The following is a 15261-nucleotide window of genomic DNA, read 5'->3' as shown; positions in this document are numbered from 1 at the left end:
CAGCAATCGTTGGCGGGTGGCCGCTCAGGGCAGCCAGGCAAACGGAGGGGTGTCGGCAGGCAGACCCCAGCGTGTATCGTAAATGGGGCCGAGAAAGTACAGGCCGTCAGGGGAGAAGGTGGGGGCGGCCACCTCGCGCGAGCGTGCCTCCAGCACCTGCTGCATCCATTCCACAGGCTTGGAGCCCTGGCCAACGTAGATCAGGCAGCCCATGATGTTGCGGATCATGTGGTGCAGAAAAGCGCTGCCCTCGAACTCGAAGCGCCAGTAGCCGCATTCCATCTGCGCTTCGCGCATGGGGGCCTGGCCGGCGGGGCGGTAGTGGATGTCGATGCGGCGCAGGGTCTTGACCGGGCTCTTGGCCTGGCAGCCCGCGGCGCGAAAGGACGAAAAATCATGCTCGCCCAGCAGCAGATCGGCGGCTGCGCGCATGCGCTGCGCATCCAGCGTCTGAAACACCCAGCCGACCCGGCCCTGGTCCACGCTGGGGCGCACGGGAGACTGCAGCAGCACATAGGCATAGCGACGTGCGGTGGCACAGGCGCGGGAATGGAAGCCATCCGGGCCGTCGGCCACCTCGGCCGCCCATTGCACGGCAATGTCCTTGGGCAGGAAGGTGTTGGTGCCGCGCACCCAGGAGTTGGGCGCACGCTGCAGCTCGGTGTCAAAGTGCACGACCTGCATCAGGCCGTGCACACCGGAATCGGTGCGACCGGCGCAGATGGTGGAGACTTCTTGAGCAGCAAAGCGGCCCAGGGCCGCTTCGAGTTTGTCTTGTACGGTGTTGCCATCGGGTTGGCTTTGCCAGCCGCGATAGGCTTGACCGTTGTAGCTGACGCCGAGAGCTATGCGCATGGCATGGCTCCCGGCGCGGGGTCTGAATGCATCAAATCAATCAACCAATCTGAGAGAGAAGGCTGTGAGCCTTGGCCTTGAGATCGCCATGTGCCTCGGCGATCACTTCCTCGATCAGTGTACGCGCTCCGTCGCTGTCGCCGATGGCATTGAACTCTTCGGCCAGGGCCAGCTTGGTGGCCAGCGGGTCCTCGGGCTCGGAAGGCGCTGGCACGGCATCGATGGTTGCGGTGTCGTCGGAGGTTCCCAGATCCAGCGACAGGCCGCTGAGGTCGAAAGTCACCTCGGGCTGTGCAGGGGCGGCGGCGGGGCTGTCGCTCTCCTCGGCAGGCTGCTGCAAGGTCAGCGCTTCGATGTCCTGCTCTGCGCCAGGGCCCTCCTGGCTGGAAGAGAGCTCCAGCGGGGTCGTTTCCTGTCCGCTTTCCGGCTCGGGCTGGGATTGCGAAGGCAGGGCGAAGCTGTCGAGGTCGAACTCGAGGGCATTCAGGGTGCCTGGCTCGGCGGGGGCAGGGCCAGTGACGGGAGCCGGAGCCTGAGAAGCCGTGGCGGGCAGGCTGAACGAAGCCAGATCGTCGAGGTTCAGGTTCAGGCTATTGTCTGCTGCGGGTGCCGGCTCGGATGCGGTGACAGGGGTGTCCCACTGTGCCAGTGCCGCGAAATCCTGCTCGTTGGGCAAGGAAACGGGCTCGGAGGCCACGGGCGCTGCGCTGGCCGCAGTGTCGGGCAGGCCTGCTGGCAGTTCCAGATCCATGTCGAAGTCCATGCCGGCTGGCTCAGTAGGAGGGCCTTCGCGGCTGGCAGCCGCTTCGGCGGCCTGTGCAGCAGCCAATGCCGAGCCGAAACCTACGGCGGCGGCGACGCCGCCTTGCAGCGCGGTCGATGGATCGGTGGGGCTGAAGGCGTTGGGCGCAGCCGCTGCGCCTGCCTGGGGTTGGGGAGCGCCGCCCAACTGGTAGGTCAGATTGTCGGGATCCAGGATGCGGCCCTGATCGGCCAGTCGCTGCCATTCGGGGCCCTTGCCCTGGGTCAGCGCAAAGACGTTGTTGGCAACCGAGGCGTAGGCCATGCGGTCATGGCGCTTGGCATAGATTTCAGCCAGCTTCTGGTGCAGCACCAGGCGGTTGGGGTCGGTACGCAGTGCTTCCTTGAGGATTTCTTCGGCCTGCAGGTCGCGGCCGTAGGCCAGGTACACATCGGCTTCGGCCAGCGGGTCCACATCGCCGGCGTCGAGCTGGCTGGGAGAGTACTGCATGGACTGGCCCGACATCTGGCTGCTGCTGGTCGTGGTGTCCACGCGCTGGCCGCCGCTGGCGCCGAAGAAGGAGTCCGCCGACAGCTGGCTGTCGCCCAGCGTGCTGTCCGCGCTTGCCGCAGCGGCCTTGCGACGCTGAGAAACACGGTAGCCGCCATAGCCCAGCAGCAGGGCCAGCAGTGCCGCACCTGCCAGCGGGATGGTGGGATCTTCCATCAGGCTGTCGATAAAGCTGGGCTCTTCGGGAATGGGGGCAGGTGCCGCCACAGGCTTGGGAGGGGCAACCGGTGCCGGTGCAGGCGCTGCAGGCTCGGCTGCGGCTTGCGTCTCCGGTGCGGGCGCGGCGTCGCCAGGCTTGCCGGCCTCGGCTGGTGCCGCTCCGGCTGCCGCAGCTGTGGCTGTCACAGCATCGGTTGCCAAGGTCGGCGCCGGGGCTGGCGCTGCAGGTGTTGCAGCGGCATCGGCAACCGGAGCAGAAGCAGGCGCTGCCACATTGGCGGCACCGGTCGCGGGCACGGCGACGCCGGGGCCTGCCGCAGGCGCAGCGGCTGCCGGTGTGCCAGCCGCGGGAGCTGCAGCCGTACCGGCGGGTTTGGTGGCGGCCGCAATCTGGCTCAGCTCGGCCATGTTGCGCTTGAGTTCATCGGCGCGCGCAGACTGGTCGGCAGCCTGCTTTTGCTGGGCCATCTGCTCGTCGGCGGCAACGCCCTTGACGGAACCCTTGGACAGGGTCAGCTTGTCGGGGGCGGCGGTAGCGGCCTTGGCATCTGCGACATGGGCCTGAACCTGGCCGGAGGCGCTGCGCGATGCGGCTTCCACGGTGGCCACAGGTGCCACGCCTGCGAGTTGACGGCGGAACTGGTTGAAATCCTGAGACTGGGCCGCCATGATCTGGCGTGCTTCCTTGGCCGAGGTGGCCTGGGCCGCAGCCTGATCGGGCATCTGAACCACGACGCCACTGCGCATGCGGTTGATATTGCCATTGACAAAGGCCTGGGGGTTGCTGCGCAGCATGGCCACCAGCATCTGGTCGAGCGAGACGCCTGCGGGCTTGTGCGCCGCAGCAAGGCGCCCGGCGGTGTCGCCGGTTCTGACACGGACTTCGTCACCGCTGCCTGCGGGTGCTGCAGCGGCGGCCTGGCGCTTGCGCTGCGGTTTCGCAGCGGCTTCGTCCTGGTCGCGGTCATTGCGCAGGTCGCGGCCGGCGCTGCTGACAGGGCTGGAGGCCGCCCGTGTGGTCACGGCGGCACGTGCTGGCGCAGGTGCAGGCACTGCGGCAGGCGTGGCCTGAGCCGCAGTCGTGGGCACAGGAGCAGGGCGGCGCGTTGCCGGGGGGTCAAGCAGCAAGGTGTAGTTGCGCTGTAGCTTGCCCGATGCCCAGTTGGCATCGATCACCAGATCGACGAAGGGATCGTTGACCGGCTGAAAGCTGCTGAGCTTGAGCACGGCCGTGCCGTTGGCGCGCTTTTGCACCTGCACGCGCACCGAATTGGCCGTGCCTGTGAATTCCATGCCCTGGGCGCGGAAGGCGGCTGGCGATGCAATGGCCGCCTGCAGGCTGTCGGCTTCGGCTGCGCTGAGCTGAGGGATTTCAACCTCGGCACGCAGAGGCTCACCCAGAGCCGACTGCACCGTGATGCGCCCCAATGCCAATGCCCATGCATCGGTGGCCGAGAGGCTTGACAGTGCGAGGGTGGCTGCGGCTAGCGCAGAGAGTTTCCAGCGTTGCATAGGGCTCAGACTTGATTCGTGCAGCCTACAGCCCTCTTGTTCTTGATCGGGTTTGTGGCTGCGGTGCACATAAAAATTGGAAATTCCAGCAGGCGGCAAAGGTCTCTCGGGCCGGCGGACACAGTTTGCATTGTCAACGACGCTATTGCAATGTGAGCAAAAGCATGGCTGGCAAGGCGCTGAATTGTTGTCGATTGGCAACGAGATGAAACCTAATGTAGGTTGGCTGACGGTTTGCATTCGCCCGAATAAGCGGGCAATTGTCGCCCAAGCCCGGAGCCCGGGGATGAAAAAAGCGCCAGTCATCACGCGGATGACCGGCGCTTTGCTGCGCTGGATCAAGCCGTTAGGCGGCTTGATGGCGGCCGGTATCAGGCTGCCAGCAGGATGCGCAGCATGCGGCGCAGAGGCTCGGCAGCACCCCACAGCAGCTGGTCGCCGATCACGAAGGCCGAGACGTACTCGGGGCCCATGTTCAGCTTGCGCACGCGGCCCACGGCCACCTCCAGACCGCCGGTGGTGGCAGCAGGAGTCAGCTCCTTGACGGTCTCGGCGCGGTCGTTGGCCACGAACTTGACCCAGGGATTGCCAGCCTTGATCAAGGCTTCGATCTCTTCCAGGGGCAGGTCCTTCTTCAGCTTCAGGGTCAGAGCCAGGCTGTGGCAGCGCATGGCGCCAATGCGCACGCACAGGCCGTCGACGGGGATGGTGGCTTCGGTGCCGAGAATCTTGTTGACTTCGGCCTGGCCCTTCCATTCTTCCTTGGACTGGCCGTTGGGCAGCTGCGCGTCGATCCAGGGGATCAGGCCGCCGGCCAGAGGTGCGCCGAAGAATTCGGTGGGCACATCTTCGCGGATGGTCTGGGCCACCTTGCGGTCGATTTCCAGAATCGCCGAAGCGGGAGTCGCCAGCTCGTCGGCGACGGCGGCGTGCACCACGCCCATGCCCTTGAGCAGCTCGCGCATATGGTTGGCGCCACCGCCCGATGCGGCCTGGTAGGTCATGGAAGAGACCCATTCCACCAGGCCGGCCTTGAACAGACCGCCCAGACCCATCAGCAGGATGGAGTTGGTGCAGTTGCCACCGATCCAGTTCTTGCCGCCGGCGGCCAGCTTTTGCTGGATCAGGCCGTCGTTGACGGGGTCCAGCACGATGACGGCGTCGCTCTCCATGCGCAGCGAGGAGGCGGCGTCAATCCAGTGACCGTTCCAGCCGGCAGCGCGGATCTTGGGGAAGACTTCCTTGGTGTAGTCGCCACCCTGGCAGGTGATGATGATGTCGCACTTGGACAGCTCGGCGATGTCGTTGGCGTCCTTCAGCTCGGTGTGCACCGTGGCCATGGCCGGAGCCTTGCCGCCGGCATTGGAGGTGGAGAAGAACACGGGCTCGATCAGCGCGAAGTCGCCTTCGGCCTGCATACGGTCCATCAGCACGGAGCCGACCATGCCGCGCCAGCCCACCAAACCTACCAATTGCTTGCTCATTTGAAACGCCCTTTCAGTTTTGAAAACAGTAGCTTGAGACTGCTTCGGCCGGCTCGTCAGGGCCGGAAGGGGCGCGCGACGAACCGGGCTGGGTCAGCCTGTAATCGTCTTAATGGTGATTGCGCGCGCATTCACACCGGCAGTCTTTGCGGGTGTGACGATTTCGGGAGCGAAGGTGCGTGCGGCAAACATAAGAGTTGTCATTCTAGCGACTAGAGAAAAAGCTTGAAGAACTAAAAGTGCTTGAAACTCTAGTCAAAACGTCGAAATAAATGATTTATTTTTGACGTTTTGTTTTATTTGGTGCCGAAATTTGCGTCAAACCCAAAGCCGCCGCTTGCGGCGGCGGCTGGGCTTCAACGGTTTCGGTGCCTCAGACGCCGGCCAGTGCCTTGACCACGGCATCACCCATTTCACGGGTGCTGACCTTGGTCGTGCCTTCGCTGTAGATGTCGGCAGTGCGCAGGCCGTCGGCCAGCACTTTTTGCACGGCGGCTTCGATCTTCTGGGCGGCTGCTTCCTGGCCCAGGCTGAAGCGCAGCATCATGGCGGCCGACAGAATGGTGGCCAGGGGATTGGCGATGCCCTTGCCGGCGATGTCGGGAGCCGAGCCGTGGCTGGGTTCGTACAGGCCTTGCTTCTTGTCGTTCAGGCTGGCGCTGGGCAGCATGCCGATGGAGCCGGTCAGCATGGAGGCTTCGTCGGAGAGGATGTCGCCGAACATATTGCCGGTCACCACCACGTCGAAGCGCTTGGGTTCCTTGACCAGTTGCATGGCAGCGTTGTCCACATACATATGGTCCAGGGCCACGTCGGGATACTGCTTGGCGACTTCGCTGACCACGTCCTTCCACAGCTGGAAGGTTTCCAGCACATTGGCCTTGTCCACGCTGGTCACGCGCTTGCTGCGCTTCTGGGCGGCCTGGAAGGCGACATGGGCGATACGCTCGATCTCGGGGCGGGTGTAGCGCATGGTGTCGAAGGCTTCCTCGGCGCCGGGGAAATGGCCGTCGGGAGCCACACGGCGGCCGCGCGGCTGGCCGAAGTAGATGTCGCCGGTCAGCTCGCGGATGATGAGGATGTCCAGGCCTGCCACCAGCTCGGGCTTGAGGCTGGAAGCATGGGTCAGTTCCTTGTAGCAGATGGCGGGGCGGAAGTTGGCGAACAGACCCAGGGCCTTGCGCAGGCCCAGAATGGCCTGCTCGGGACGCAGGGGGCGGTCCAGCGTGTCGTACTTCCAGTCGCCCACGGCGCCGAACAGAATCGCATCGGCTTCCTGGGCCAGCTTCAGCGTGGCGGGAGGCAGGGGGTGGCCGGCAGCTTCGTAGCCGGCGCCGCCCACGGGAGCGGTTTCCATCTCCAGACCCAGGTTCAGGGCCTCGAGCACCTTGACGGCTTCCGCGACGATTTCGGGACCGATGCCATCACCGGGCAAAACTGCAATCTTCATGATGTTCCTTTGATTAATTTGATAGCTGCAAGTGCTTGTTATTCATAGATTTCAGATTAAATATCTATTGAAAGCTATTGATGGCAAGCGCAAGCAGCTCATTTATTGATAGTTTCACTTCAGACCCTAGCGACTCGCATCCCTCAACTGAGTGAGACCGGCACAGCAGAGAACCTTATCTCCAGCTCGGCCCAAGTGAGAGATGGCCAACAAGAGCCGCCTCGCGGCAAGGCCGTCGTCCCCCTCTGGGGGAAGCCGCGGGGCCGCCTAGGCAAAGCGGCCCAGGGGGAGCTTTATTTCTGAATCAACGTATGCGCCAGCCAGGGCTTTTGCGCCAGGCGCTCGGCTTCGAAGGCCTTGATCTTGTCGGCATGGCGCATGGTCAGGCCGATATCGTCGAAGCCGTTGAGCAGGCAGTACTTGCGAAAGGCGATGACGTCGAAGGCGATCTCTTCGCCCTGAGGGCGGATGATGACCTGGCGCTCCAGGTCGATGGTCAGCTCGTAGCCGGGGAAGGCCGCGACGTCGTTGAACAGCTGGTCGATCGTGGCCTCGGGCAGCACGATGGGCAGCAGACCGTTCTTGAAGCTGTTGTTGAAGAAGATGTCGGCAAAGCTGGGGGCCAGGATGGCTCGGAAGCCGTACTGGTCCAGGGCCCAGGGCGCGTGCTCGCGGCTGGAGCCGCAGCCGAAGTTCTTGCGCGCGATCAGGATGCTGGCGCCCTTGAAGCGGGGCTGGTTGAGCACGAAGTCGGGGTTGGGCTTGCGGTCGGCTTCGGGCACGCCGGGCTGGCCGGGCTGGTCCAGATAGCGCCACTCGTCAAACAGGTTGGGGCCGAAGCCGGTCTTCTTGATGGACTTCAGGAACTGCTTGGGAATGATGGCGTCGGTGTCGACGTTCTCGCGGTCCATGGGGGCGACAAGGCCCTTGTGCACGGTGAATTTTTGCATGGCGTGAATTCCAGGGATCAAGGGTTCAGCGAGCGGCTCGTTCGATGGCGCTGCCGTCCTGGCCCAGGCCCTTGACGGTGTTGCAGGCGGCCATGGTGAAGGCCAGGCCGATCAGGAGAATCGTGACGGAAGGCTTCATGCTCTGTCTCGCTGAAGAAATGGTTTAGGAGAACTTGCGGATGTCGACAAAGTGGCCGTGGATGGCTGCCGCAGCAGCCATGGCGGGGCTGACGAGGTGGGTGCGGCCACCGGCGCCCTGACGGCCTTCGAAATTGCGGTTCGAGGTCGACGCGCAGCGCTCGCCGGGCTCCAGGCGGTCGGCATTCATGGCCAGGCACATGGAGCAGCCGGGTTCGCGCCATTCAAAGCCGGCGGCCTTGAAGATCTGGTCCAGGCCTTCGCGCTCGGCCTGTTCCTTGACCAGACCGGAGCCGGGCACCACCATGGCCAGCTTGATGTTCTTGGCGACCTTCTGGCCCAGGTTCTTGACCACGGCCGCGGCTTCGCGCATGTCTTCGATGCGGCTGTTGGTGCAGGAGCCGATGAACACCTTGTCGACAAAGATGTCGTTGATGGGCTTGCCGGGTTCCAGTGCCATATAGGTCAGCGCACGTTCGATGGCGCCGCGCTTGTTGGAGTCCTTTTCCTTGTCGGGATCGGGAACGGCGGCATCGATGCCCAGCACCATCTCGGGGCTGGTGCCCCAGGTCACCTGCGGCACGATGTCGGCGGCGTTCAGCTCCACCACACGGTCGAACTTCGCATCGGCGTCGGAATGCAGTGTCTTCCAGTAGCTGACGGCGGCATCCCATTCGCCACCCGTGGGCGCCAGGGGGCGGCCCTTGATGTAGTTGATGGTCTTGTCGTCCACGGCGACGAGACCTGCACGAGCGCCGCCTTCGATGGCCATGTTGCAGACCGTCATGCGGCCTTCCACGCTCAGGTCGCGGATGGCTTCGCCGGCAAACTCGATGGTGTAGCCCGTGCCGCCGGCGGTGCCGATCTTGCCGATGATGGCCAGCACGATGTCCTTGGCGGTGATGCCGGGTGCGACCTTGCCGTTGACCTGCACCAGCATGTTCTTGGCCTTCTTGGCCAGCAGGGTCTGGGTGGCCATCACGTGCTCGACCTCGGAGGTGCCGATGCCGTGGGCCAGCGCGCCGAAAGCGCCATGGGTGGAGGTGTGGCTGTCGCCGCAGACCACGGTCATGCCGGGCAGGGTCGCGCCTTGCTCGGGGCCCATGACGTGAACAATGCCCTGGCCCTTGTCCATGAAGGGAAAGAAGGCCGCCGAACCGAACTCGGCGATGTTGCTGTTCAGCGTGGTGATCTGTTCCTTGCTGATGGGGTCGGCAATGCCGTCATAGCCGCGCTCCCAGCCGTCGGTGGGCGTGTTGTGGTCGGCCGTGGCCACGACCGAGCTGACGCGCCACAGCTTGCGGCCGGCCATGCGCAGGCCTTCAAAGGCCTGGGGGCTGGTGACTTCGTGCACCAGATGGCGGTCGATATAGAGGACGGAGGTGCCGTCTTCCTCGGTGTGAACGACGTGCTCGTCAAAAATCTTGTCGTAGAGGGTGCGTCCCATGGTGGTCTCGTGAGGTTGGTTTGTTGGGAGGATTCTGTGTTCTGTGGCGGGCCTGAGCAGTGCTTCAAGCCTTGGCGCTGGCGGGGCAGAGGTGATCGACCAGCAGACGGGTGGTCACCGGCAGCGCTTCAAAGTCGCGCGCCACCACGCAGAGTTCGCGGTGTGCCCAGTCGTCGGTGAGCCGCACGGCGCGCAGATGGCCCACGCCATGCATCAACTCGAACGCGCGGTCGGGCAGCAGACCCAGTCCCAGTCCGTTGTCGATCATGCGGCACATGGCGTCCAGGCTGGTGACCTGGATGCGCTGGTGCAGCGGGTGGCCGGCCTGAGCAGCGGCAGAGCGCATGGCCAGGCTGATGGAGGAGCCCGCATGCAGGCCGACGATGTCCCATTCCAGCACTTCCGTGAAGGCCACGCTCTCGCGATCGGCCAGGGCATGGCGCTCGGGCACGACGACGACCAGCCTGTCTTCGCGATAGCTGCGGTATTGCAGCGGCACATTGCCCTGGCTCAGTTGCACGGTGGCCTGCTGGCCTTCGCTGCTTCTGATGTTGCCCAGCGTGCAGATGCCGATATCGGCCGTGCCCTCGGCCACCGCACTCAGCACGTCGGGGCTCAGGTGTTCCTGCAGGTCGATCTTGATCTGGCTGTGCTCGCGTGCAAACGCCCCCAGGTCCTCGGGCAGAAACTGCACGATGGCCGACATATTGGCGTGCATGCGCACATGGCCGCGCACGCCGTCGGCGTATTCGGAGAGCTCGCCCTGCATGCGCTCCAGCCCGTACAGCACATTGCGGGCATGGTGCAGCAGGCTTTCGCCGGCCGGCGTCAGCGTCACGCCGCGGCTGTGGCGATAGAGCAGGGCGGTATCCACCGTCGCTTCCAGGTCGGACAGGCGCTTGCTGACGGCCGAGGCCGCAATGAACTCGCGTTCAGCGGCGCGGCCAATGCTGCCCAGTTCGCACACGGCGACGAACAGCTGAAGCGAGGTGAGATCAATGCGGCGCGCAAAACTGCGCTCTGAATTCTTCATGGGGTAGGCTCAAGTCTTCTCGTTTCGAGAAGTTTTCAGCATTTTTACCGATTAATTCAGGTGAATCCATCTTTGAATGAGATGTCTTGGTTGGCGATGGGTAAATTTTGGCGATGGGTGATTTCTTGTTTTGCGATGGTTTGGCGTGAGCTGGAGCAGCAATGTTGCATTTGCCGGTTTCGCGTACTTGCATTTTCATAGCGCAGGCTCTAGATACTGGAATCGTGCAAGCCCGATCCGGCCTTGGGGCGCAGGAGGTCTTCCCGGCGTCAGGGCCCTGCATTTTTTACAAAGTAAATCGTCAGTAAAGCAGTCTGGAAGCGCCGCTATTCGCTGCAAAAATGTGAGTTATGAGAGTTCCGAACCATCCGATGTCCGATAGTGAGCCTTCCGAGTTGCCAGCCCTGGCTTCGGCCGGGGCACCCCTCTTGAACCGCAGCCGCTGCTGGAGCCATGCCTGCCTGCTGGCGGCGGCCCTGGCTCTGGGTGGTGGCATGGCCCTGCCGGCGGCGGCCAAGGGCAAGACCCCGGCCAAGTCCAGCGCGGCCGCACCAGCCAAATCGTCCAAGCCCGCCAAGAGCGCGACTTCAGGCGCTGCCAAATCTTCAGCAGCCAAGGCCGGCAAGAAAGGCCGTGCCGGTCGCCATGCGGCGGCGGCCGGGGCTGCGGCAGCCGGTGCTGCAGCGGCCGCTCCGCTGGGCCGCGAGCATTGGACGCCGGAGGCCAGAAACAATCAGGCCGAGGATGCCAAGGAGCTGGCCGCCATGCGAGCCGAAGCCCAGACGGGCGATGCCAAGGCCCAGTATCTGCTGGGCTCGCGCTATCGTTTCGGCAAGGGTGTGAATCAGGATCTGGCCCAGGCCGTGCACTGGTATCGCCAGTCGGCCGAGCAGGGCTATGCGCCTGCGCAATCCGATCTGGGGGTGCTCTACGCGAATGGGCGGGGTGTGACGCTGGACGAGGCGCAGGCCGTGAGCTGGTACCGCAAGGCGGCAGATCAGGGCGACGGCATTGCTCAGAACAATCTGGGGCTGATGTATGCCGAGGGGCGTGGCGTGGCCGCAGACGATGCGCAGGCCGTGAAATGGTTCGAGCGCTCGGCCAAAAGCGGCGAGGCTGCGGGTCAGTACAGTCTGGGCGTGATGCTCTCCAGCGGCCGGGGTGTCAAGGAAGACGGGCGTGCCGCCCTGCAATGGTTTGAGCAGGCGGCCGAGAAAGGCCATGCCGATGCCCAGTACAACGCCGGCATGATTTATGCCGTGGGTGCCCTGGTGCCCCAGGATCTGACGCGCGCTGCACGCTGGCTGGAGAAGTCTGCCGGCCAGGGCAATGCGGCGGCGCAGTCGTCTCTGGGTTTTCTCTATGCCAACGGCCAGGGCGTGGCGCAGGATGCCGGCCAGGCGGCGCGCTGGTTCGATCGCGCGGCCAAGCAGGGCTACACGCTGGCGCAGTCGAATCTGGCGGCCATGTATGCCAGCGGCCAGGGCGTGCAGAAGGACATGGGCAGGGCCTATTTCTGGCTGACCATCGCCCAGGTCAAGGATCCCTCGCTGCAAAGCCGCATGCAGGCGGCCGAGCAGGCGTTGAGCCCGTCGGAGCGGCTGAAGGTTCAGCGCGAGGTGCGTAGCTGGAAGCCGGGCAAGGAGTGATTTCCGCCCTCTGAAAAAAAAGCCCATCAGGCGCATGGCCGATGGGCTTTTTTGTTGAGCGTCAGTGCTTAGCTGAAGAAGCTTTTCAGGCGATCCGTCCAGCTCTCGCCGCTGGGCGAATGCTTGGAGCCGCCTTTCTTGAGCGATTCATCCAGATCCTTGAGCAGCTTGCGCTGGTACTCGGTGAGCTTGACCGGGGTCTCCACCACGATGTGGCAATAGAGATCACCGGGGTAGCTGGAGCGAATGCCCTTGATGCCCTTGCCGCGCAGGCGGAACTGCTTGCCGGCTTGCGTGCCTTCGGGGATGTCGATCGCCGCCTTGCCCTGCAGTGTGGGCACTTCGATCTCGCCACCCAGGGCAGCGGTGATGAAGCTCACGGGGACATTGCAGTGCAGATCGTCGCCGTCGCGCTCGAAGATGTCGTGATCCTTGACGCGAATCTCGATATAGAGGTCGCCTGCCGGGCCGCCATTGGTGCCGGGCTCGCCGTTGCCGGCCGAGCGGATGCGCATGCCGTCGTCGATGCCGGCGGGAATCTTCACTTCCAGCGTCTTCTGGCGCTTGACCTTGCCCTGGCCGCCGCAGGAGGTGCAGGGCTCGGGAATGATCTTGCCCGTGCCACGGCAGTGCGGGCAGGTCTGCTGCACGCTGAAAAAGCCTTGGCGCATCTGCACCGTGCCCATGCCGTTGCAGGTGGAGCAGGTCTTGGTGCTGGTGCCGGGCTTGGCGCCGCTGCCGCTGCAGGTGTCGCAGCTGTCCCAGCTCGGGATGCGGATCTGGGCATCCTTGCCCTTGGCAGCCTCTTCCAGGGTGATTTCCATGGAGTAGCTGAGGTCGTTGCCGCGGTAGACCTGACGGCCGCCGCGACCGCCGCGGCCGCCGCCGCCGTTGAACATATCGCCAAAGATGTCGCCAAAGGCCTCGGCAAAGCCGCCGAAGCCCTCGCCGCCACCCATGCCGCGGTTCGGGTCCACGCCAGCATGGCCGTACTGGTCGTAGGCCGCGCGTTTCTGGCTGTCGGAAAGCATCTCGTAGGCCTCTTTGACCTCCTTGAACTTTTCCTCGGCTTCCTTGGCCTTGTCGCCCTGATTGCGGTCAGGGTGGAACTTCATCGCCAGCTTGCGATAGGCCTTCTTGATGTCATCGTCCGAGGCGCTTTTGGCAACGCCCAGAACTTCATAGTAGTCACGTTTGGACATGTGAGTTTTCGGTCGGATGGAACAGGAACGCCGCGCCAGCTCCTGGGAGCCCGGCGCGGCGGCAAGCGGTCAATGGTTTGAGGCCAGGACCTGCCCGCGCTTAGTCCTTCTTGACTTCCTTGACTTCGGCGTCAACCACGTTGTCGTCAGCGGCAGCCGAGGCGCCGGCACCGGCGGAGGCACCTGCTGCGGCAGCAGCGGCTTCGGCACCGCCAGCGGCCTGTGCGTCGGCGTACATCTTCTCGCCCAGCTTCTGGCTGGCGGTCATCAGGGCTGTGGTCTTGGCGTCGATGGCGTCCTTGTCCTCGCCCTTGAGCGCTTCTTCCAGCTCCTTGACGGCGGTTTCGATGGCGCCCTTTTCGGCCGCATCCAGCTTGTCGCCATGTTCGGCCAGGCTCTTGTTGACGCTGTGAACAGCAGCTTCGCCCTGGTTCTTGGCAGTCACCAGTTCCAGCTTCTTCTTGTCATCGGCGGCGTTCAGTTCCGCATCCTTGACCATGTTCTGGATTTCCTCTTCCGACAGGCCCGAGTTCGCCTTGATGGTGATCTTGTTTTCCTTGCCGGAAGCCTTGTCCTTGGCCGACACGTTCAGGATGCCGTTGGCGTCGATGTCGAAGGTCACTTCGATCTGGGGCACGCCACGACCTGCGGGTGGAATGCCTTCCAGGTTGAACTCGCCCAGCATCTTGTTGGCGCTGGCAATCTCGCGCTCGCCCTGGAACACCTTGATGGTCACGGCAGGCTGGTTGTCTTCAGCCGTGGAGAAAGTCTGCGCGAACTTGGTCGGGATGGTCGTGTTCTTGCTGATCATCTTGGTCATGACGCCGCCCAGGGTTTCGATACCCAGGGACAGGGGAGTCACGTCCAGCAGCAGCACGTCGGAGCGCTCACCGCCCAGCACCTGGCCCTGCACGGCAGCGCCCACGGCCACGGCTTCGTCGGGGTTCACGTCCTTGCGGGGATCCTTGCCGAAGAATTCCTTGACCTTTTCCTGCACCTTGGGCATGCGGCTCATGCCGCCGACCAGGATCACGTCGTGGATGTCGGACACCGAGATGCCTGCATCCTTGATGGCGGTGCGGCAAGGCGCAATCGTGCGCTCGATCAGGTCGTCCACCAGCGACTCCAGCTTGGCGCGGGTCAGCTTGATGTTCAGGTGCTTGGGACCTGTGGCATCGGCGGTGATGTAGGGCAGGTTGATGTCGGTCTGTGCGGAGTTCGACAGCTCGATCTTGGCCTTTTCAGCGGCTTCCTTCAGGCGCTGCAGGGCCAGCACGTCCTTGGACAGATCAACGCCTTGTTCCTTCTTGAACTCGTCGATGATGTAGTTGATGATGCGCTGGTCGAAATCTTCGCCGCCCAGGAAGGTGTCGCCGTTGGTCGACAGCACTTCGAACTGCTTTTCGCCGTCCACGTCGGCGATTTCGATGATGGAGACGTCAAAAGTGCCGCCACCCAGGTCATACACGGCCACCTTGCGGTCGCCCTTGCCCACCTTGTCCAGGCCGAAGGCCAGGGCAGCAGCGGTAGGTTCGTTGATGATGCGCTTGACTTCCAGGCCGGCGATGCGGCCGGCATCCTTGGTGGCCTGACGCTGGGCGTCGTTGAAGTAGGCGGGCACGGTGATGACGGCCTCGGTCACGGGCTCGCCCAGGAAGTCCTCGGCGGTCTTCTTCATCTTGCGCAGCACTTCGGCGCTGATCTGGGGGGGAGCCAGCTTCTGGTCGCGCACTTGCACCCAGGCGTCGCCGTTGTCGGCCTTGACGATCTGGAAGGGCATCAGGTCGATGTCCTTTTGCACCTCGGCTTCGGCGAACTTGCGGCCGATCAGGCGCTTGGCAGCGTAAATGGTGTTCTTGGGGTTGGTGACGGCCTGGCGCTTGGCGGATGCGCCCACCAGGATTTCGCCGTCTTCTTGATAGGCGACGATGGAGGGGGTGGTACGGGCGCCTTCGCTGTTTTCGATCACGCGGGTGTTGTTACCCTCCATGATGGCGACGCAGCTGTTGGTGGTGCCCAGGTCAATACCGATGATTTTTCCCATAATTCTCTCCGTAATCTGTTGAATGT

Annotated in this window: 12 protein-coding genes; 1 reads left to right on the top strand and 11 read right to left on the bottom strand. The window is 63.8% G+C overall.

Features of this window, described 5'->3' with window-relative positions; translation table 11 throughout:
• Window positions 1-24: 24 nt before the first annotated feature.
• From truA to DJFAAGMI_RS13650, 9 genes are all read right to left on the bottom strand, one after another.
• Window positions 25-855, bottom strand: a complete 831-nt coding sequence (gene truA / locus DJFAAGMI_RS13690) for a tRNA pseudouridine(38-40) synthase TruA (protein ID WP_211457558.1) — start codon at window positions 853-855, stop codon at window positions 25-27.
• 40 nt (window positions 856-895) lie between these two features.
• The gene (locus DJFAAGMI_RS13685) at window positions 896-3838 is read right to left on the bottom strand and encodes a motility hub landmark protein FimV (RefSeq protein ID WP_211457557.1); all 2943 of its coding nucleotides are present in this window, start codon (window positions 3836-3838) and stop codon (window positions 896-898) included.
• 371 nt (window positions 3839-4209) lie between these two features.
• Entirely contained in the window at window positions 4210-5322 is a 1113-nt protein-coding gene (gene asd, locus DJFAAGMI_RS13680; RefSeq protein WP_211457556.1) for an aspartate-semialdehyde dehydrogenase, read from the bottom strand.
• A 373-nt stretch (window positions 5323-5695) separates the two neighbouring features.
• Window positions 5696-6772 (bottom strand): 3-isopropylmalate dehydrogenase, encoded by a 1077-nt coding sequence (gene leuB / locus DJFAAGMI_RS13675; RefSeq protein ID WP_034353433.1) that lies wholly within the window; start codon window positions 6770-6772, stop codon window positions 5696-5698.
• Between the two features lie 293 nt (window positions 6773-7065).
• On the bottom strand, window positions 7066-7722 hold the full coding sequence (leuD, locus tag DJFAAGMI_RS13670) for a 3-isopropylmalate dehydratase small subunit (RefSeq protein ID WP_043007197.1): 657 nt from the start codon (window positions 7720-7722) through the stop codon (window positions 7066-7068).
• Window positions 7723-7747: 25 nt separating this feature from the next.
• On the bottom strand, window positions 7748-7861 hold the full coding sequence (locus tag DJFAAGMI_RS13665) for an entericidin (RefSeq protein WP_211457555.1): 114 nt from the start codon (window positions 7859-7861) through the stop codon (window positions 7748-7750).
• 24 nt (window positions 7862-7885) lie between these two features.
• On the bottom strand, window positions 7886-9307 hold the full coding sequence (gene leuC / locus DJFAAGMI_RS13660) for a 3-isopropylmalate dehydratase large subunit (protein WP_043007201.1): 1422 nt from the start codon (window positions 9305-9307) through the stop codon (window positions 7886-7888).
• A 64-nt stretch (window positions 9308-9371) separates the two neighbouring features.
• Window positions 9372-10340 (bottom strand): LysR substrate-binding domain-containing protein, encoded by a 969-nt coding sequence (locus tag DJFAAGMI_RS13655; protein WP_043007203.1) that lies wholly within the window; start codon window positions 10338-10340, stop codon window positions 9372-9374.
• Window positions 10303-10539, bottom strand: coding sequence for a hypothetical protein (locus tag DJFAAGMI_RS13650; protein ID WP_211457554.1), 237 nt, complete (start codon window positions 10537-10539; stop codon window positions 10303-10305). Before DJFAAGMI_RS13650 ends, DJFAAGMI_RS13655 begins: the two co-directional genes overlap by 38 nt.
• Before the next feature lie 172 nt (window positions 10540-10711).
• Between DJFAAGMI_RS13650 and DJFAAGMI_RS13645 the strand changes: the two genes are divergently transcribed.
• On the top strand, window positions 10712-11989 hold the full coding sequence (locus DJFAAGMI_RS13645) for a tetratricopeptide repeat protein (protein WP_211457553.1): 1278 nt from the start codon (window positions 10712-10714) through the stop codon (window positions 11987-11989).
• Window positions 11990-12057: 68 nt separating this feature from the next.
• On the opposite strand, the gene dnaJ is transcribed toward DJFAAGMI_RS13645, so the two are convergent.
• Both dnaJ and dnaK read right to left on the bottom strand, forming a co-directional pair.
• On the bottom strand, window positions 12058-13191 hold the full coding sequence (gene dnaJ / locus DJFAAGMI_RS13640; RefSeq protein WP_211457552.1) for a molecular chaperone DnaJ: 1134 nt from the start codon (window positions 13189-13191) through the stop codon (window positions 12058-12060).
• A gap of 100 nt (window positions 13192-13291) precedes the next feature.
• Entirely contained in the window at window positions 13292-15235 is a 1944-nt protein-coding gene (gene dnaK, locus DJFAAGMI_RS13635) for a molecular chaperone DnaK (protein WP_211457551.1), read from the bottom strand.
• Window positions 15236-15261: the final 26 nt, after the last annotated feature.

The sequence above is a fragment of the Comamonas brasiliensis genome (assembly GCF_018292285.1).
In the GTDB taxonomy this organism is placed as follows: Bacteria; Pseudomonadota; Gammaproteobacteria; order Burkholderiales; family Burkholderiaceae_C; genus Comamonas; species Comamonas brasiliensis.
Note: the sequence above shows the minus strand (reverse complement) of the source record. Positions and strands in the feature narration are given on the sequence as shown.